General features: G+C 58.0%; 16 protein-coding genes. 9 read left to right on the top strand and 7 right to left on the bottom strand.

Annotated features, from left to right (window positions below; translation table 11 throughout):
* Nucleotides 1-38: 38 nt before the first annotated feature.
* Nucleotides 39-1,592 carry an acyl-CoA carboxylase subunit beta gene (locus EKD05_RS00470; protein ID WP_129670343.1) on the bottom strand — a complete coding sequence of 518 codons (1,554 nt, stop codon included), beginning with the start codon at nt 1,590-1,592 and terminating at the stop codon, nt 39-41.
* On the bottom strand, nt 1,525-2,367 hold the full coding sequence (locus EKD05_RS00475; protein WP_240695557.1) for a WecB/TagA/CpsF family glycosyltransferase: 843 nt from the start codon (nt 2,365-2,367) through the stop codon (nt 1,525-1,527). Before EKD05_RS00475 ends, EKD05_RS00470 begins: the two co-directional genes overlap by 68 nt.
* A gap of 302 nt (nt 2,368-2,669) precedes the next feature.
* Here EKD05_RS00475 and aspS point away from each other — a divergent pair, with 302 nt between their 5' ends.
* The 3 genes from aspS (at nt 2,670) to EKD05_RS00490 (ending at nt 6,484) form a co-directional block, all read left to right on the top strand.
* Nucleotides 2,670-4,430, top strand: coding sequence for an aspartate--tRNA ligase (gene aspS, locus EKD05_RS00480; RefSeq protein ID WP_129670344.1), 1,761 nt, complete (start codon nt 2,670-2,672; stop codon nt 4,428-4,430).
* A 336-nt stretch (nt 4,431-4,766) separates the two neighbouring features.
* Nucleotides 4,767-5,747 (top strand): roadblock/LC7 domain-containing protein, encoded by a 981-nt coding sequence (locus tag EKD05_RS00485; protein WP_129670345.1) that lies wholly within the window; start codon nt 4,767-4,769, stop codon nt 5,745-5,747.
* Nucleotides 5,748-5,749: 2 nt separating this feature from the next.
* Entirely contained in the window at nt 5,750-6,484 is a 735-nt protein-coding gene (locus tag EKD05_RS00490; protein WP_129670346.1) for a PIG-L deacetylase family protein, read from the top strand.
* On the opposite strand, the gene selA is transcribed toward EKD05_RS00490, so the two are convergent.
* Genes selA through EKD05_RS00515 form a run of 5 tightly spaced genes read right to left on the bottom strand, consistent with a single transcriptional unit; the run spans nt 6,481 to nt 12,959 of the window.
* Complete coding sequence (selA, locus tag EKD05_RS00495) at nt 6,481-7,860, bottom strand: L-seryl-tRNA(Sec) selenium transferase (RefSeq protein WP_370374865.1); 1,380 nt, start codon at nt 7,858-7,860, stop codon at nt 6,481-6,483. The two genes, EKD05_RS00490 and selA, sit on opposite strands and share 4 nt — an antisense overlap.
* A 13-nt stretch (nt 7,861-7,873) precedes the next feature.
* Nucleotides 7,874-9,217 carry a putative sugar nucleotidyl transferase gene (locus EKD05_RS00500; protein WP_129670347.1) on the bottom strand — a complete coding sequence of 448 codons (1,344 nt, stop codon included), beginning with the start codon at nt 9,215-9,217 and terminating at the stop codon, nt 7,874-7,876.
* A 3-nt stretch (nt 9,218-9,220) separates the two neighbouring features.
* Nucleotides 9,221-10,432 carry a 2-phospho-L-lactate transferase CofD family protein gene (locus EKD05_RS00505; protein ID WP_240695559.1) on the bottom strand — a complete coding sequence of 404 codons (1,212 nt, stop codon included), beginning with the start codon at nt 10,430-10,432 and terminating at the stop codon, nt 9,221-9,223.
* A 14-nt stretch (nt 10,433-10,446) separates the two neighbouring features.
* Nucleotides 10,447-11,589 carry a phosphoglucomutase gene (locus tag EKD05_RS00510; protein WP_129670349.1) on the bottom strand — a complete coding sequence of 381 codons (1,143 nt, stop codon included), beginning with the start codon at nt 11,587-11,589 and terminating at the stop codon, nt 10,447-10,449.
* A complete protein-coding gene (locus tag EKD05_RS00515; RefSeq protein WP_129670350.1) occupies nt 11,586-12,959 on the bottom strand; it encodes a phosphomannomutase/phosphoglucomutase in 1,374 nt (457 codons plus the stop codon). The genes EKD05_RS00510 and EKD05_RS00515 overlap by 4 nt, the downstream gene beginning before the upstream one ends.
* Nucleotides 12,960-13,235: 276 nt before the next feature.
* Here EKD05_RS00515 and greA point away from each other — a divergent pair, with 276 nt between their 5' ends.
* Genes greA through EKD05_RS00545 form a run of 6 tightly spaced genes read left to right on the top strand, consistent with a single transcriptional unit; the run spans nt 13,236 to nt 18,206 of the window.
* Nucleotides 13,236-13,709: a transcription elongation factor GreA gene (gene greA / locus EKD05_RS00520; protein ID WP_129670351.1), complete on the top strand. Its 474-nt coding sequence runs from the start codon at nt 13,236-13,238 to the stop codon at nt 13,707-13,709.
* 49 nt (nt 13,710-13,758) lie between these two features.
* Nucleotides 13,759-15,231, top strand: coding sequence for a lysine--tRNA ligase (lysS, locus tag EKD05_RS00525; RefSeq protein WP_129670352.1), 1,473 nt, complete (start codon nt 13,759-13,761; stop codon nt 15,229-15,231).
* Nucleotides 15,232-15,246: 15 nt separating this feature from the next.
* Nucleotides 15,247-15,462: a hypothetical protein gene (locus EKD05_RS00530; protein WP_129670353.1), complete on the top strand. Its 216-nt coding sequence runs from the start codon at nt 15,247-15,249 to the stop codon at nt 15,460-15,462.
* Nucleotides 15,462-15,866, top strand: a complete 405-nt coding sequence (locus EKD05_RS00535) for a type II toxin-antitoxin system death-on-curing family toxin (RefSeq protein WP_240695560.1) — start codon at nt 15,462-15,464, stop codon at nt 15,864-15,866. Before EKD05_RS00530 ends, EKD05_RS00535 begins: the two co-directional genes overlap by 1 nt.
* Complete coding sequence (locus EKD05_RS00540) at nt 15,863-16,861, top strand: NAD-dependent epimerase/dehydratase family protein (protein ID WP_129670354.1); 999 nt, start codon at nt 15,863-15,865, stop codon at nt 16,859-16,861. The genes EKD05_RS00535 and EKD05_RS00540 overlap by 4 nt, the downstream gene beginning before the upstream one ends.
* Nucleotides 16,851-18,206 (top strand): lysophospholipid acyltransferase family protein, encoded by a 1,356-nt coding sequence (locus EKD05_RS00545; protein WP_240695561.1) that lies wholly within the window; start codon nt 16,851-16,853, stop codon nt 18,204-18,206. The genes EKD05_RS00540 and EKD05_RS00545 overlap by 11 nt, the downstream gene beginning before the upstream one ends.
* The last annotated feature ends 652 nt before the right edge of the window (nt 18,207-18,858 follow it).

Below are 18,858 nucleotides of genomic sequence, written 5' to 3' on the forward strand. Positions count from 1 at the left end.
ATAGCTGGCTTTTTGTGCGCAAGGCGGTGTTTGGTATTCTAAAGCGGAATATTGCCGTGCTTGCGCGTAGGCATACTCTGGCGCTTGGTACGTGCGATCTTGAGGGCTTTGATCAGGGCAGGGCGCGTTTCGCGTGGTTCGATGACCGCATCAATATAACCGCGTTCGGCGGCAACATACGGGTTGGCAAAACGGCCCTGGTAATCATTGACGAGTTCGGCCAGGCGCTGCTGCGGATCGCGTGCTTCGGCAAGCTCTTTGCGGAAGATAATGCGCACAGCGGCATCCACGCCCATCACGGCGATCTCGGCAGTCGGCCAGGCAAAGTTGAAGTCGGCGCGGATATGCTTCGAGGCCATCACGTCATAAGCCCCGCCATAGGCTTTGCGGGTAATCACGGTCAGTTTGGGCACCGTCGCCTCGCAATAGGCATAGAGCAACTTGGCACCGTGGCGAATAATGCCGCCATACTCTTGCTGCGTCCCCGGCATAAAACCTGGCACATCGACAAAGGTCAGCAGGGGAATATTGAAGGCGTCGCAGAAGCGCACAAACCGCGCCCCCTTGACTGAACTATCAATATCGAGGGTACCTGCCATCTGCATCGGCTGGTTGGCCACAACGCCGACGACATTGCCATCGAGCCGGGCAAAGCCAATCACAAGATTGCGCGCCCAGTAGGGCTGCACCTCAAAGAAGAAGCCATCGTCAACCACGGCTTCAATCACGCTGACCATATCGTAGGCTTTGCGCGGATTATCAGGAACAACCGTCTGCAATGCCTCGTCCATGCGTTCGGGATCATCTTCGGGGGCCTGGTAGGGCGGATCTTCCATATTGTTCGAAGGCAAGAACGAGAAGAGCAACCGCATCTGCTCGAAGCTATCTTCTTCGCTATCGGTGGCAAAATGGGCCACACCGCTGCGCGAATTGTGGGTCATCGCGCCGCCAAGCTCCTCAAAGCCGACCTCCTCACCCGTGACCGTTTTGATGACATCGGGGCCAGTAATAAACATCTGGCTGGAACCTTTGACCATCATAATGAAGTCGGTCATAATCGGCGAATAGACCGCCCCACCGGCACATGGCCCGGCAATAATCGAGAGCTGCGGAATCACCCCGCTACTCAAAACATTGCGGTAGAAGATCTCGGCATAGCCCCCAAGACTCACCACACCCTCTTGAATGCGTGCGCCGCCCGAGTCGTTGATGCCAATGCATGGCACACCCATACGGAGCGCAAGATCCATCACCTTGCAGATCTTCTCGGCAAAAACCTCGCCGAGGCTCCCGCCAAAAATCGTAAAATCCTGGGCAAAGACACAGACCGGGCGCCCATCAATGGTGCCATGGCCGGTCACAACACCATCACCAAGCGGCTTGCGGCGTTCCATCCCAAACGCAGCGGTGCGATGCACAGCAAACGCATCAAGCTCTACAAAAGAACCCGGGTCAAGCAAGAGATCGATGCGCTCACGGGCCGTCTTTTTGCCGCGCTCATGCTGCTTCTCGATGGCCTGGGGATCACCCGTCTGGGCTTTTTCGCGTCGTCGGCGTAGCTCTTCGATCTTTTCTGCGGTCGTCTGTGGCATCAGGATACTCCGTGAACATATGAGGGTTTGCACCCTCCAACCTATAAGCAGTAGACACGACACGCCAGCAAAAATAGGGAACGGCATCAATGATACGGCGCCAGCGACGTGGCTGGGAAACAAGACGATAGAGCCATTCTAACCCAAGTTGGCGTACCCATGTGGGCGCAAAAGACACCCGTCCGGCAAGATAATCAAAGACACCACCGACCCCCACGGCGACGGGAACCTGGAGGATCGGTTGATTACGGGCAATCCAGAGATCCTGTTTGGGGTGACCATAGGCCACCAGCAAGATATCAGGGTGAGCGGCGCGGATCACCTGTTGCAAGAAGGGTTCGTGGCGCGGGGCTGGCGAACCCGCTACACAGCCTACAATCATGAGGCCAGCGTAGGTTGCCTGCAAGACCGCAGCGGCCTCTTCAGCAACCCCGGGCGCCGCGCCAAGCAAAAAGAGCCGATACCCACGTTCAGCGGCGAGTTGGGCGAGGCGATGGGAGAGCCTGACGCCGGTCACGCGACCGCGCAGGGGCGTCCCAAGATAACGTGCGGCGAGCAAGACCCCTATGCCGTCGGCGGTACAGAGATCGGCCTGCGCAAGTACCTCGGCAAAGCGAGGGTTGCGAGCGGCCTCATTGATAAATTCAGGGTTGACCGTACAGATCTGGTGGGCACCTCCGCTTTCAAGCATCGCGGTAATCCGCGTGACGGCCTCCGCTTCGAGCACATCGTCAATCGTTACGCCAAGGATCTGCACTCGTCGTGGATGCGTCAAGACGTTTCTACCTTCATCTTCATCGGCCCTTTAGCCCCAATACCTTTCAAATAAGACCTCACAGGTCTGCTTGTCGGCATTGGGACGCCATCATCAAGACCTATGAGGTCTCTTCTCGTCCTTCTTTGAAAAGTATTGCCTCTAGCCCGTGTCTTAGCTGGCGTTTTGACCAATGAAGACACGCCTCTTGATGTCCGCAGGCCCCAGCACCCTTGCCGGAGGGCGATGACCAACTGGCATAATTATAGCGTATCCTTGCCCGTGTTATAATGAGGATTGTTTCGGTAAAAAGAGGAGAGTCTATGTTTCGCTCGCACACCTGCGGCGAGCTGCGCACTGAGCATATCGGCCACGAGGTGACTCTGGCGGGGTGGGTGCATCGCCGCCGCGATCATGGTGAGTTGATCTTTCTCGATTTGCGCGACCGCTATGGCATCACCCAGGTGGTTTTCGATAGCATTACGGCAATGGCCCATAAGGTGGCCGAAGAGTCGCGCTCGGAGTATGTCCTGCAGATTCGTGGACGTGTACGCGCCCGTCCGGCTGAGGCTGTGAACCCACACCTTGAGACCGGAACCATCGAGGTTGAGGCTCTCGAAGCCGAGGTTCTCAATCCTTCGCGTACCACGCCGATCTATATTGCGCAGGAGGGTGGCGAAGACGAGATGATTCGCCTCAAGTATCGTTATCTTGATCTGCGCCGCGAACGCATGCAGCGTAACTTGATCTTGCGCCATCGGGTCATCAAATTTATGCGCGATTTCCTTGACCAGGAGGGTTTTCTTGAGATCGAGACGCCGATCCTGATCAAGTCAACGCCCGAAGGTGCGCGTGATTATCTGGTGCCTTCACGGGTGCATCCCGGCAAGTTCTATGCCTTACCCCAGAGCCCCCAGCAACTCAAGCAGTTGTTGATGGTCGCAGGTTATGATCGCTATTTCCAGGTCGCACGCTGCTTTCGCGATGAAGATCTGCGCGCCGATCGCCAGCCCGAGTTTACGCAGCTTGATATGGAGATGAGTTTTGTTGATCAGGAAGATGTGATCCAACTGATCGAAAGACTCTTTAGCGAGCTCTGTCGCGCTATTGTGCCCCACAAGCACGTACCGACACCCTTTCCGCGCCTCACGTATGCCGAGGCACTGGCCCGCTATGGCAGCGACAAACCCGATCTGCGCTATGGGCTTGAACTGGTCAACCTGAGCGATCTGCTTACGGCAACACCGTTTCAAGTCTTTCAGCAGGCTCTCGCCAATGGCGGTGAGGTCAAGGGGCTCTGCATTCCCGGCTGTGGGAGCTACTCGCGCAAGCAGATTGATGAGTTGACCGAGTTTGCGAAGATCGGTGGGGCCAGAGGACTCGCCTGGGCGATTGTCCCTGCTGATGGTGGCGAGGTGCGCTCCTCGTTTGGCAAAAATCTGGGCGAAGGCGAAATGAGCGCCATCGTCGCACGGATGGGCGCCCAACCTGGCGATCTGCTGTTAATCGTCGCCGATCAACCGACGGTCGTGGCCGCAGCGCTCGACCGCCTGCGCCGCGAGTTTGCCCAGCGCCTCAAGCTCGCCGATCCCAATACGCTCAGTTTTGCCTGGGTACTCGATTTCCCGCTGGTCGAGTGGAATGAGGACGAAGGGCGGTGGGACGCGGTTCACCATCCTTTCACCGCGCCGCAAGATGCCGATATGCATCTGATGGCAACTGATCCTGGCAAGGTACGGGCCAAAGCCTATGACTTGGTGCTCAACGGGTATGAGGCAGGGGGTGGCAGCATCAGAATTCATCGCCGCGATGTGCAACAACAACTCTTTGATCTGCTTGGCATTACCCCCGAACTGGCCCAGGCACAATTTGGGCATATGCTCGAAGCCTTTGAGTATGGCGCGCCTCCTCACGGTGGCATTGCCCCTGGTATCGACCGCATTGTGATGATCCTGGCCGATGAAAGTACCATCCGTGAAGTAATGGCCTTCCCCAAGACCCAGCAGGCCGTGGATCTGATGACCGCAGCCCCATCGCCAGTCGATGAGCGGCAACTCAAAGAGTTGCATATCACCTTGCGGTAGGGCCACGGCGGCGCCGGTAGGGGCACGGCGCCGCCGGTAAGGGCACGGTGCCTAGAGCTGATGCAGCGTCAGCTCTCCGGGGTCACCGTCGCCGTCAACGGCTCGACTCCTGCGTACCAAGCCCGCCTGCGCGGGCTGGAGAGGCCGCGCAGGCGGCCTTCGCGACCCGTAGCCGAGGGCTTCAGCCGACGGTGCTCCGGTCAGGTGGACGTTGCAACAGCCCTAGCACGGCGCTACCGTGCCCCCACACTCAGAGTGCGTTATACTACAAAGACAACACGGAAGCATTGCATCGTTGCTTGCTGGGGGTGCTCCGTGATCCCAGGGGTATACCATATGTTGAAGCGCATTCTGATTGTTGATGACGATCCTAATATTCGCCGGATCGTTGCGATGGCGCTTACCGATGATTCGCCGTATGAGGTTCATGCGGTCTCTTCAGGTGAGGCGGCCCTGCTGGCGATTGCACGTCAGCCAGTCGATCTGCTCTTTACCGATATTCGCATGCCAGGAATGAGTGGGCTCGAACTTGTCCAGCACGTCCGTGAGCTTGATCCCAAAACAGCCGTGATTGTCTTTACGGTAAGTCCCGAAGATCTGACGCCTGAACGAGCTGCTGAACTCCAGATTGATTGCTTGCTCGAAAAGCCGATTTCACCTGAACGGATGAGGCTTGCCGTCGATCTTTTGCTCGATCCGATCAAGCTCTTGCCGCGCCCGTCGCAGCGCCTTGCTCCCGATGGTACGCTGCCTCCCGCCCCTATGCCCCATCCCGCTGCGCCACCTCAACCACCAGCACCAAAAATGTCCCCGCCTTCATCCACCCGACCAGTGCCACCTCTACCCAAACAATCAGACGATCAGGGAGCACCGGTGACCTTGCAACTCCCGACCGGGCGCCCGAGTTGGCGGGGGCGTACGTATTCGAGTGCGCAGATCCACGCGATGCGGCTGGCCCTCAAAGAGATTGTGATGGAGCCGGATGTCCAGTGTGTGCTGCTGGCCGATATCAGTGGCATTGTGCTCACGCATTGGAGCCGGCGGCGCGATATTAATGTCACGGCTGTTGCGGCCCTTGCCGCTGGCAATACGCAGGCGCTTGCCGAGATCGGGCGCAATCTTGGGCAACGCCAACTGGGACATCTGGTGATTCACGAAGGCCCCGAGCAGAGTATCATTATGGTGACTGTTGCCAAGCTTTTGTTGTTGATTGCCATTGGCCCGACGGTCTCGCTGGGCTGGGCCCGCCTGGCGACCCTGCGTGCCTGTGACGAAATTCTACACGTTGTCCGTGATGGTTCAGATAAGGAGCATTGAGTATGACCAGTCCCGCTGATGAGCAACGCACCGTTCTGGCTGTTGTCGCCCATCCCGATGATGCCGAATTTAGTTGTGGGGCGACCCTTGCGGCCTGGGCGCAAGAAGGGTGGGAGGTGACCCTGGTGGTCTGTACGGATGGCAGCGGGGGCGGGCCTGATGATGCCATTGATGTGGGGCCAGCAGAGCGCCGTCGGATTAGCAACATTCGGAAAGCTGAACAACGCGCCGCAGGAGAAGTGATGGGCCTCAAGGAGGTGGTCTTTCTCGATTATCCCGATGGGATGCTCGAACCTAGTCTTGCGCTACGCCGCGATATTGTGCGCCAGATCCGCCGTACCAGGGCCTATCGCTTTGTCTGTCAGTCACCTGACCGGGTCTGGACGCCGGGGTATGTGATTGGACGTTACCATCCCGATCATCTGGCTGCCGCCCAGGCGAGCCTGGCAGCGGTCTATCCGGCAGCCCAGAATGGCTGGGATTTCCCCGAGTTACTGGCCGAGGGCTTGCCCCCGAGTCGCGTTAAAGAACTCTTTGTCGTGGGGGCACCGCACCTCAATTTTGCGGTTGATATTTCAACGACCTTCGAGTTGAAACTCGCGGCTCTGCGCTGCCATGTGAGTCAGCTTGGCACCGATCAGGTGGAACTGGCTGAGTTGATCCGCCAGTGGGCCATTGAACGCGGCGAACCCTTCGGCCTACCGATGGCCGAGACCTTCCACCGCGTCGAGAATTAGCTCGCGTCAAGCACCCGCGCAACCAGCGCATTGGTTTCATCTTCACCAACGGTGCGCAGATCAAAGAGGATCTGCGCGTCGCTGATGCGCGCAATGACCGCAGGTTCACCAAGGCGCAAGCGTTGCATCAGCACTTCGGCCCCGACCGGCCCTGGCAACACAGCAACGCCAACGCTTGCCAGGGTCTCGCCGGGCAGCGAGCCTCCGCCGATGGCACTGCGACACGGCATGACGCTGGCGGCGATGCCCGCCGCTTGCAGTGCTGCGGCGAGCGCTGCGGCGCGCGCCTGGAGGCGAGGCAAGGGGGCGCTGATCATCTGCCACACGGGGATTTCGTTGAGTGCTTGCCCACGGAGGTAGCTGCGCAACGTAGCTTCGAGGCCGGCAATCGTCGTCTTGTCGAGGCGTAGCGCACGGGCGAGCGGATGTCGGCGGAGTTGAGCGATCAATGTTGCGCGGCCTACCAGTAGCCCGGCCTGTGGCCCGCCAAGCAATTTATCACCGCTGAAGGTCACGAGATCAGCCCCGGCTGCGATACTCTCTTGTACCATTGGCTCGGGGGCGAGGCCAAAGGGGGCGGTCGGCAAGAGGGTTCCACTGCCAAGATCGTCGACCAGCGGCACCCCGTGGGTCTGTGCGACGGTCGCCAGTTCAGCGAGGCTGGCCTCGTGAACAAAGCCAACCAGGCGAAAATTGCTACTATGCACACGCAGCAGCATTGCGGTGCGCTCGGTGATGGCTGCGGCATAGTCACGCGCATAGGTGCGATTGGTCGTGCCAACTTCAACGAGCGTTGCCCCACTCTGGCGAAGGACGTCGGGGATGCGAAAGCCGCCCCCGATCTCGACCGCCTGGCCGCGTGAGACAATCACCTCGCGCCCGGCCGCCAACGCAATCAGCGCCAGATAGACGGCGGCCGCATTATTATTGACGGCCAGCGCCGCCTCGGCCCCGGTCAATCGGGTCAGCAGCGCTTCGAGGTGAGCATTGCGACTGCCCCGCTTGCCGACAACGAGATCATACTCAAGATTGCTATAACCAGGGGCAACTGCGTGCATGGCAGCGCGAGCCGCTACACTGAGCGGGGCACGTCCCAGGTTGGTCTGAATAATCACCCCGGTCGCATTGATCACCGGGCGCAGACTAGGGCGAAGTTCGGTGGTGATGCGGGCGATAACCTGTTCAGCCAGGGTACGCAACAAGACCTCGGGCGGCACGGCCTCACGTTTTTCCCCGGCCTGCAAGCGCCCACGCAGATCGTCGAGTTCGGCGCGTACCGCCTCACGGAGCAACGCGCCAGGCCACGCTGGATCGGCCTCGGTGCGTACCACCTGGAGCAACCGATCAACACTGGGCAGATCACGTCTGGTCAGCATCAACGCCTCACTCTCAGCCTGCAATGGCTTCTTGCTCGGCTTGCGCCAGGGCACGGGGCGAAGCATAGTCACGCCGTGAAACAGGGGCTTGGGCGACTGCCCCACGGCTCGCTCGGGTCAACTCAAAGGCCGCCCGCAGCAACGCCTCGTAATCAGAGGTCAACACGCGCTTGCGCCGTCCCATCACCGTGCGAGTGACGCCAATCATGCCATCAATGCGATACTCGCGCAGCGTATCGCCACCCCAGGTGAAATGAGGAATATTTTTAGGAATGTTCTGCGATCCAAAAACATTGCTTCCTGTGCCAATCATGGTGCCGCCATTGAGCAACAGGCCAATACCGAGCTTCACATGATCGGCGAGGAACATCCCGAGCTTGATCACCCCACTATCAAACTGCCCAAGATCTTCAAGATTGACCCGAATATTGCCATAATTATTTTTGAGATCGCTATTGGTGGTCATCGCCCCAATATTGACCCATTCACCGAGCCAGGAATGGCCGAGAAAGCCATCGTGATGTTTATTGCTATAGCCCTGGATAATGCTCGCTTCGACCTCACCCCCGACGCGGCAAACCGGGCCAATCGCCGTTTCGCCGCGAATACGAGCGCTAGAAATCAGGCTCCCCCGGCCAATATAGGCTGGCCCCTGCAGAAAACTAAAGGGCTCGATATGGGCCTCGGCCTCGATAAAGATCGGGCCATCGCGGGCATCCAACACCAGCGGCCCATCGAGGCGGGCGCGTGGATCAACATAGACCCGTTCGCCGCGTACCACGACATTGGGCAGCGCGGTCGTGAGCAACGGCAATCGTTGTTCAAGGAGCGGCAGATCGCGCACCAGTTGCTCACCCGACTGATTGATCAGATCCCAGGGAAAGCCAAGCAGCAGGGGTGGCTCATCGGGGCCAAGATCATGCGCCCGCGCAAAGCGCAACAACTCATCACGCGCATCACTCGTGTGCTGTGACTGGACAAAATAGAGCACGGCACTCGCCAGGGCCGGTGAGAGATAGGCCGCCAGGAGGGTATCGCCGGCGAGATAGACCGTATTCAATGGCTCGGCCAGCAACCGGGGCAACCAGGCCAGATCGAGCGCACGGCCATTGACCAAGATAACCGGCTCACCAGCCTGAAGAAACGCCGTCAACCCTGCGGAAGGACCGAAGCACTTCATCAAATGAGGCCGCGCCATACCCAGGGCCAATGTCTCATCACGCCGCAACGAGCGTACGGTCGCCTCGATCCGCTCACGCACCGTATAGCCACCAATGCGCAATTCAAAGACAGGGCGGGCCTGCACAAGCGTTGCGAAGCGCTGCCACAATTCATCTTCAAAGACAATGAGGCTCATGTGTCACCCCTGGCGTAAGAGCGCAAGAATAGCCCGGCTCAGCTTCTGATTATCGTGGCGCAACACACGCACGGCACGTTGTTCGGCGGGATTATTGAGCGAGGCCGTATATTGGATCACCGACGAGGCGAGATCGGCCTCGATCACCAGGCTCCCCTCAATCATCACCCCACGGCGGCCTGCGGAACCACCATTCGTCCCCGTCACAAGGGCCGTCTCTTCATACTCTTCAGGTGACAGCACTACCGGCGACTGCAGCGCGGCTGCATAGAGGCGATAGACTTCGGGGTCAATGCGTTGGGCATTGACCAGGACAACATCGGGGGTGAAATTACCAAACGTCTTGATCGCCCGAATATGATCCGCCACGCTGAACCCCGTGGTTCGTCCGGGCTCGGTCATCAGATTGCAGACATAGATCTTGCGCGCCTTGCTACGGACAATCGCTTCACGCAGATCATCAATCAATAAATTAGGGAGAATGCTCTCGAAGAGACTTCCGGGGCCAAGGATAATCGCATCGGCCTCACGGAGCGCCTCGAGGGCGAGGCGAGTGACCTGAATCGACTCAGACGCAGGGTTGCGTGCGAGGTGAAGATCCACGACGTGGCGTGGGGCAATCTGCTGATTCAAGGAGAGGTGACGCACATCAATTGAGGTACCATCGTCAAGGTGCGCCATCACCTGGATTGGCTCGGGGGTTGGCACCACATAATAGACATTCTGGGTCGCAAAGAGCCCCGAGGCACGGTAGTAATATTCAACCGGATCTTGCACCGGAACAATGCAGGTCAACTGGCGAACCTGTTCGCCCATCGCGCTGAGAATCAGCATACCGGGGCCGCCCGAGAGCACGACCAACTTGGGGGGGGCATCACGGCGATACCCGAGCACCACATCATCGCCTGCACCGGTCTCCCCCTGGCGGAGCGGGATAATCATCACCCCGCTCAATTGCCAGAGGCCAAAGGCAAGCACGACGGCCCCGGCCCCACTCAACAGCACAGCGCGCCATGGGCGAGGCATAAATTGCAACGTCAGGATCGAAAAGAAGGTGGGTAGATCCTCGAGGGAACGGTAGAGGTGAATGAACAGATAGGCGACACCCAGTGATAGCAGCACCACACCCACAAACGTCAGTGCGAGGGGAGCAGTCAGGTAACCGAGTGAAGCAAACCGACGAATAATATTACGCATAAAAATTGGTCGAAGCAAGCGACCTGGCTTGCTTAGGGTTTGAGCAACTGTTCACGCTGGGCATCAATCAAACTACGCAAATTGCCACCACTGCGCGCAACCATTTCAATACACACCAGACCGGCCAGAATCGCATCAGCATATCCTGCATAGCGTCCGATAATAATTTCACCGTCGGGCGTAGCCCCAACAACGGGGCGTTGACGTGGAAGGGCAAGCAATTCAACGAGGCGCTCGGCGGGATCACGCAGACCTTCGACGCGCAGACCAGTCTGTTCTTCCCAAGCCGTGACGCGTGGCAGACCAGCGAGCGGCGAGGCTAGGTCGGGGGGCGGGATCACCACAGCCCCGCGTTGACGATACTGACGAGCCATATAGGTTGCGATCAAGAGCGCCGTCTCGGCCGGGTCGAGTTGCTCACCATTCTTATCAACGAGGGCCAGCGCGGTTCCATCAGCTGAAATCGCCAGACCGAGGTGCGAGTCACTTTCACGGACGAGCTTTTTCAACCGATTGAGCCCGGCGGTCACCGGGGCGGGGGTACTGCGCCCGAAGAGCGGATCTGGTTCGCGGTTAATTTCAATCGCCCGGGTCTGCCCACTATCACTCAAGAGGGCGGGCACAACACCGGCTGCCGTCCCATTCATTGCATCAACAAAAATGGTCAGGGAGGTACGGCGGATCAGGTCAAGATCAATCGCCTCACGGAGCGCCGCAAAATAGGGAAGCCGCAGATCAACGAGTTGATCGGCGGGTAACGGATCAGCATGGGGAAAGAGTGGGGCCGTCGCCTGGGCTGGATCTGGCTCAAGCGAAAGTTGGACCGAACCATCGGTGAGGAGCGCAAGGCCATTGTAGTAATAGGGCCGATTGCATGCCGACACATAGAGCGCACAGGGGGCGAGATGCTCATCGAGCGCGTGATGCAGAGCGGGCAACGGCATATGCGAACTGGCGAGACTAGCCTCAACGCCGTGTGCTTGCAAGATCTCGAGGCAATCACGGGCAAAGAGCGGCCCCATAAACCGCGTATCATACGCCACGAGGCAACTCAGCTTGCGTGTACTCAAGCCACGCGCCAGCGTCATCACCCGCTGACGCACCTGATCAAGGGTAAAATCCGCGCTATAGATAGCCTGCCAGGCCAATGCATACGGACGGTAACGCTGGGTCATAGGCGCCTTCGGAGTTTGTCCACGACACCCATCATCAGATCGCGGATGGCCTGCGCTCGTTCCATCGTCTGGGCTTCAAAACGATTGGTCAGAGCTGGTTCGGTATTCGAAGCACGGAGCAGGCCCCAGCCATCGCCAAAATCAACGCGTACGCCATCAACATCAATCACCGGGTGTGTGGCACGGAAATACTCGTACACATGCTCAATCACGCGAAACTTATCTTGCTCAGCGCAAGGGATACGCCCTTCATCAATCGAAGGCAAGATCGGATACGGGGCCAGAACCTCGCGCAGGTTGGTGCCAAGTTGATGCAACGCATAGAGCAGATAAGCCCCGGCAAAAGCCCCATCATCAAAATAGTGGCCTTCTTCAGGGATAATCGTATGGCCGCTGAGCTCGCCCCCGAGGACCGCATTCGTCTCACGCATTTTGGCCGAAAGGTTGGTATACCCGGTCTTCCACAATACTGGCGTCCCCCCCAGACTACGAATCGCCTGAGGCAAGATAGCACTACATTTTACATCAAAAATCACTGACCCTTTGCGGCGACCAAGCAGATACGTGGCGAGGGCAATCAGGTAGCGATCGGCAAAGACGATGGTACCATCGCCATCAACCACACCGAGGCGATCGCCATCACCATCGAGCCCGATCCCGAGATCAGCCTGATGCTCACGCACCGCCACGATCAATTGTTGCAGATTTTCGGCCTTGAGCGGATCGGGATGATGGTTCGGAAAGGTGCCATCTGGTTCAATAAAGAGGGGAATAACGTCAAGGCCAAGTGCCTCATACATTGCCATTGCAATAGGTCCGGCCACCCCATTCCCTGCATCGAGCACGACGCGGGGCCGTTTGCCGGCAAAACTGAGTAACCCGGTCACATTCTGCAGATACGCCTCATCAACCGAAAGGTGGGTCACACTTCCTTTGCCTTGCACCACATCACCCGTCAAGGCAAGCTGCCCGACCTCCTGGATCATCTCAGAAGGGGCTGGTTCGCTCCCATACACGGGATGGGCAAGGCGCAACTTCAGGCCATTGAAGGCTGGGGGATTGTGGCTCGCCGTCACAATCGCCCCGCTATCGGCGCGCAAATGCTCGACGGCAAAATACATAACCGGCGTTGGTGCCTGACCAATATCGAGCACTTCACAGCCGGTCGAGCACAAACCATCAATCAGCGCGGCGGCAAAACGGGGCGAACTGAGCCGCGCATCGCGGGCGACCACGACCCGTTGGCCGCCGCGCCGACAGATCAAGGTGCCGGTTGCCTGACCGAGCTGTGTATAGACCGCTTCGTCGAGATCATCATCGACAATGCCACGAATGTCGTAGGCGCGAAAAATCGTCTGATTCAGGCCCATGCTACTGCTCCCAAGGCAAAAGACGTGCGTTGAGATCCTAACGTAAAGGGGCGGTTCCGTCAAGGTTCTTTACAACTACGCAGACACCCGCTATAATTGGCATATGTAACGGTTGCAAGAAGCCGGTGCCAGGCTGTGCGACCCGTCAACACAACTGAGAGTACTGCTCTCAGTTTCTTCATTTTGCATCGCCCGGGAGCAGGGATCGCCCCCAGGCGACCCTTCCATACTGTCGCTCCTATGGGCCAACGTGACAGGACTAAAGGCAGCGAAATTATGACAGACAAGCCGACATATTTGACGCGTGAGGGCCGCGTAAAGCTCGAAGCTGAGCTTGAAGAACTCTCAACGGTTGAGCGCAAGCAGGTTGCCGAGCGTATTGCCGCAGCCAAAGAACTTGGTGACATCTCGGAGAGTGGTGAATACGAGGATGCCAAAAAGTCGCAGGCCCTCCTGGAAGGCCGGATCCGCGAATTGCGCAGCCTTCTTTCACGCGCCGAGACGATTGATGAAGACCAGATCAGCAATGGCGAAGTACGCGTAGGCTCTTCGGTGACCGTACGCTTCGAAGAAGACGGTGAGGAAGAAACCTGGACGATTGTGGGCAGTGCCGAGGCAAGCCCGCGTCAAGGTCGTATCTCCAACGAGTCGCCGATCGGGGCTTCGCTCCTGGGGAAGCGCGCCCGCAATAAAGTGACCGTGCAAACACCTTCAGGTGTGATGAAACTCACCGTTGTGAAGGTGCGGTAACAAACGAGATGCTGCACGTCAGCGTTTGCTGCAGGGTAATCGTGAACTGATGGAATTAAACGATCTTCAGGCTCAGCGTGCGGCCAAACTTGAACGTCTCAAATCCGCCGGTGTCGAGCCTTATCCAACCCGCGCCCACCGTAGCCATACTCTTGCCGAGGTGATGGCCCATTTTGCTACGTTGCAGGCCGAGCAGACTGAGCTTACGGTGACTGGGCGCATTGTGGGTGCCCGTCGCATTATGGGCAAACTCGCGTTTGCCCATATCGAGGACGGCACGGCGACGCTGCAGCTCTGGCTGAGCCGCGCTGACCTTGGTGATCACTGGTTTGAACGCTTTCGCGACGATCTTGACACCTTTGATATTGTGCAGGCAACTGGTACGCTGCGCCGTACGAAGACCGGTGAAGCGTCACTCTTTGTGCTGAGCCTGACGATGCTTGCCAAGGCACTCAACCCTCCTCCAGAAAAGTGGGCGGGGCTAGCTGATGTTGAAGAACGTCATCGTCAGCGTTACCTTGACCTGATCGTCAATACCGAGGTACGTGAGGTCTTTCGGGCACGGGCGGCAGCCGTGACGGCGATGCGCCGGGTGCTTGATGAGCGGGGGTTCCTCGAAGTCGAAACGCCGGTGCTGCAGCCGCTCTATGGGGGGGCCGCCGCACGACCATTCAAGACCTTCCACAATACCCTTGGTCAGGAACTCTATCTGCGTATCGCAACCGAGCTCTACCTCAAGCGCTTGATCGTCGGCGGGTTTCCCGGGGTCTACGAGATCGGCAAAAACTTCCGCAACGAGGGAGTCGACCGTAGTCACAACCCCGAGTTCACCATGATGGAATGTTACCAGGCTTATGCCGATTATCATGATATGATGGATCTGGTCGAGGCGTTGATGCGCGCCATGGCAATTGCCGTGACTGGAAGCCCGCAGGCTGCCTATCAAGGCCAGGTGATTGATTTCACGGGTACCTGGCCGCGACTGTCGATGACGGGTGCGATTGTCGAACAGACCGGGATTGATATCAGTGAGGCGCATGATCTCGTAACCCTTCACCACGCCATCAATGCCCGCACCCTGAAGGTCGAACGCAAAGAGACCTGGGCGAAACAGGTTGATGAGTTGTTCAGCGTCTATGTGCAACCCTTGCTGATCCAACCAACCTTTATCATTGATTATCCAGTGGCTCTGTCGCCGCTGGCCAAGCGCAAGCCTGACGATCCAGCCTTTACTGAACGTTTCGAGGCTTTTGCGGTCGGGATGGAACTGGGCAATGCCTTTACCGAATTGAACGACCCCTTTGACCAGGAACAACGGTTTCTTGATCAGGGGCGCGATTTTGCCGCCGGTGATGACGAAGCCCATCAGATGGATCGTGACTATCTGAACGCTCTGATGTATGGGATGCCGCCAACGGGTGGCCTCGGCATGGGGATTGATCGCATCCTCATGGTACTGACTGACCGTCCTACTATTCGTGAGGTCATTCTCTTTCCCCATATGCGTCGGCGCGAATCATAAGGGGAGGTGGCGTGAATGCCACGATCGTTTACGATTGAGCGTGAGAATTTGCCGGCTGTTGTGCAAGGCTGGCTTCGTGCCGCAGGGCTTGGTGAAGAGGAACTCGTTGAGTTAATCTTTACCGAGCAAGAAATTTTGCTCCGTCGCCCGATGAGCCCGCACTTGCGCGACTGGGCAAAAGGTGTGAGCGATAAGTACGACCAGGCATTTCGACAAATTACTGGCTTGTAATGATGCACTATCTGACCAAAGACGATCTGCTTGATCTGCATGCGTATGCCGTTGAGCGCTACGGTGGTCTTTTGGGCATCAAGAGCCAGGATCGTCTCCAGACCGTATTGAGTGCGCCGCAACAAGCGATGTTCGGGGCCGAACTCTATCCTGATCTGTGCAGCAAAGCTGCCGTGCTTGTCTATATGTTGGTCAAAAGCCATCCTTTTATAGGGGCAAATGATGCAACTGCATTGTTGGTTCTTTTGCGGTTTCTTGAGGTCAACGGGGCCGCATTGCAGGCAGCAATCGGAACGGCAGAATTGGCGTGGATCTTTCGGGCCTTGAATCACTCTGATCTTGATAAAGCGGGCCTCGAGCAGTGGCTGCGCGAAAGCGTCGTACAGCCTGAGGGGGCAGGATGACAAGGGTTTTGATCAATGGGATCGATAGTCACCTGGGGGCACAGGTGGCGCAGCGGCTCAGTGTCTTTCCCGAAGTGAGCATTATTGGTTTGGGACGCAAAACGCCGCCTGCACCAGTTGGACGCGCTGACTGGCTTCTTGCCCATTTGAGCGGTTTGCAGATGGTCGAGTTGCTTCGCGCCGAGGCGATTGATGTCGTTGTGCAGCTTGCCTTCGTTGAACATGGGGCCAGTCGCGAAGAAGCTGTCCAACAGAATGTGCTCGGCTCGATGGAGTTGCTGGGGGCCTGCGCCAAAGCTGGTGTCCAGCGCGTGGTTTTGCGTAGCCATACGGCACTCTATGGGGCGAATCCGCTGAATCCAACATATATCGCCGAGTATCGTCCCCTCGCCAAAATCAATGGCCCGGGGTGGCTCCGTGATGTCTTTGAAGTAGAACAGTTTAGCGCGGAGTTTGCCGCACGCCATCCGCAATTGTCGCTGGTGCCTGTGCGCTGTGCCCCGCTGATCGGTGATAGCTCCCCTCTGATTACCTATCTCCGGCAACCCAACCCATCCATGCTGGCCGGATTCGATCCCTGTTTACAGTTGCTGCATCTAGAAGATGCGGCTGGTGGGCTTGCTATGGCGGCCCTGTCACACGCACCGGGGCCCTTCAACCTCGCCTCTAGCGATACCATCTGTCTTTCGCAGGCCATCAAACTGGCCGGTGGAAAAGCAAAAATAGTGCTTGAACCAGTGGTGTCGCTGGCGTTTGCGATGGGAAATCGTGCGATCCTCGGTCACTGGCCGTTTGAGTTAAGTTTCTTACGCCATAGCTGCATTGTTGACACCTGCCGTGCCCATGGCGACCTCGGGTGGGCTCCAGAGCATAGCGCAGTCGATACGTTGATGGCCTTGCAAGCTGATGAGCCTGATCTGGCACGTCGTGAATTGGCTGCCGAAGCCTTGCGTGCCTTTTTAGAGCGTCGGAACGAAGGAGTGCATGATGAGTGATGACGTGCGTCAAAACCAGCGGCCTGAAGAGCAGCCTGGTGAGATCGAGGAGGAGATCCCGGTCATGAGTGCGCCTCCACCACCTACGCCCCGCAAGGCCGCAGCCATGGGCAACCGGAATGCGCCACCGAAGCCTCCGGTATTCGCTGAAGAAGAAGAGGAACTTCTGGTGACGACACCACCCCCACCCGTTCAACGTGCGCGAACATCGGCACCTCCTCCCTTCTGGAGTGATCGCCAGAACGATCACGCGCATGACGATGATGTGCCGATTAGTGGGGCGAGTGCCAGCAGTCTCTATGAGAACGAGCTTGAATTGCGCAATCTTGCCGAGCAGACCAATACCAATGTGGATGCAATGGGCAAACTGGCCGCAGGCACCCTCAAGTTGATTGCTGACAATATGCGCCAGATGACCGACCAGCAGATCGAGCGGGTCAATGAGATGCTGCGCGGCATCGATCTGAAGGATTATCTCGATCCGGCCTTCTGGCAGGGCATCGGGATGATCTTGCGGTATCAGGTTGATGAGCAGATGGCCTTTATCAAACGGCGGATGAGTGGTCAGTATGTGACTGATGCGTACGGCATGGATCGCGAAATCATCGATCTTGTCCGTCCGTCACTGATGTTTCTCTACCGTACCTGGTGGCGTGTTTCGGTCGAAGGGGTTGAGCATGTGCCCGCTGAGGGTCGAGCGCTGCTGGTGGGCAACCATAGTGGTGTGTTGCCGTGGGATGGCGCGATGATTGCCACGGCGGTTGCCGAAGAGCATCCAGCCCAGAATCAGCGCCTTGTGCGCAGTATGCACCTGCACTGGTTTAGCACCCTGCCTTTTGTCTCTCCCGCCCTCGCCGCCCTCGGCCAGGTGCCCGGTCTCCCCGAAAATGCGATCCGGTTGCTCGAACAGGATGAACTGGTTAGCGTCTTTCCCGAGGGCTTGAAGGGAGTGGGCAAGCTCTTCAAAGACCGGTACAAACTGGCGCGCTTTGGGCGCGGTGGCTTTGTCCAGGCGGCGATTCGCGCTCAGGCTCCGATTGTGCCCGTGGCGGTCGTTGGGGCTGAAGAGATTTACCCGATGTTTGCCAATGCCGAGAATCTGGCGAAATTACTGGGGATGCCCTACTTCCCGTTGACCCCCTTCTTCCCGTGGCTTGGGCCGCTCGGCTTTATTCCTTTGCCAACTCGCTGGAGCATTACCTTCTGTGAGCCGCTGCGCACCGATATGTATGATCCTGCGGAAGCTGATGATCCGCTGACCGTGCTCGGCCTCTCCGAACTGGTGCGCACGACGATTCAAGCGACGATCGATCGTCGCCTCGAAGAACGCTCTTCGATCTTTTGAGTCCTCGTTCTCCCAAAACGTCCACCAAACGCACCCAAAAAAATGCCAGCATGAATTGGCATTTTTTGGGTGCAAAACACGCCGTAGAGGCTGTCTGAAAAGGCGACGGTTTGCCTCGGAGTGCCGGCTTTAGCCGGCTAAAGCCGGCACTCCGAGGGTACACTATTTACCGTTGAAAAGGCCACATTGTCACCCTGAGTATCACATGGCCGGTGGGCCAGTGATGCCGTGAGCAACCAGGGTGGTGCACCGGCCCGCCCATGTCACCCCGAACGAAGTGAGGGGTCTTCCATGACGATCCGTGCAGATTCCTCACGGCGCCTGCGGCTCCGTTCGGCATGACCGCGGAGGCGTTGCGATCCGACCATGAGGTTTTGTTGCTTGGGCAAGGTTCGTAGGCACGTGACAGTTTGCGCCCTACGGAGTGGTAGTGCCGACTTTAGTCGGCCTCAGCCGACTGAAGTCGGCACTACGTCTTAGGAGCGCAGTGAAGGGACTCTGGCTTCTCAACGGCAGCGATGCTTCGCTGCGCTCCTAAGCAACAAACCGTGTTGTCGGCTACAGTGTGTCCTCTGTCATTCCGAACGCAGCGGAGCGGAGTGAGGAATCTGCACGGATCCGCACGGAAGACCCCTCACTCCGTTCGGGGTGA

The sequence above is a fragment of the Candidatus Chloroploca sp. Khr17 genome (assembly GCF_004138165.1).
In the GTDB taxonomy this organism is placed as follows: Bacteria; Chloroflexota; Chloroflexia; order Chloroflexales; family Chloroflexaceae; genus Chloroploca.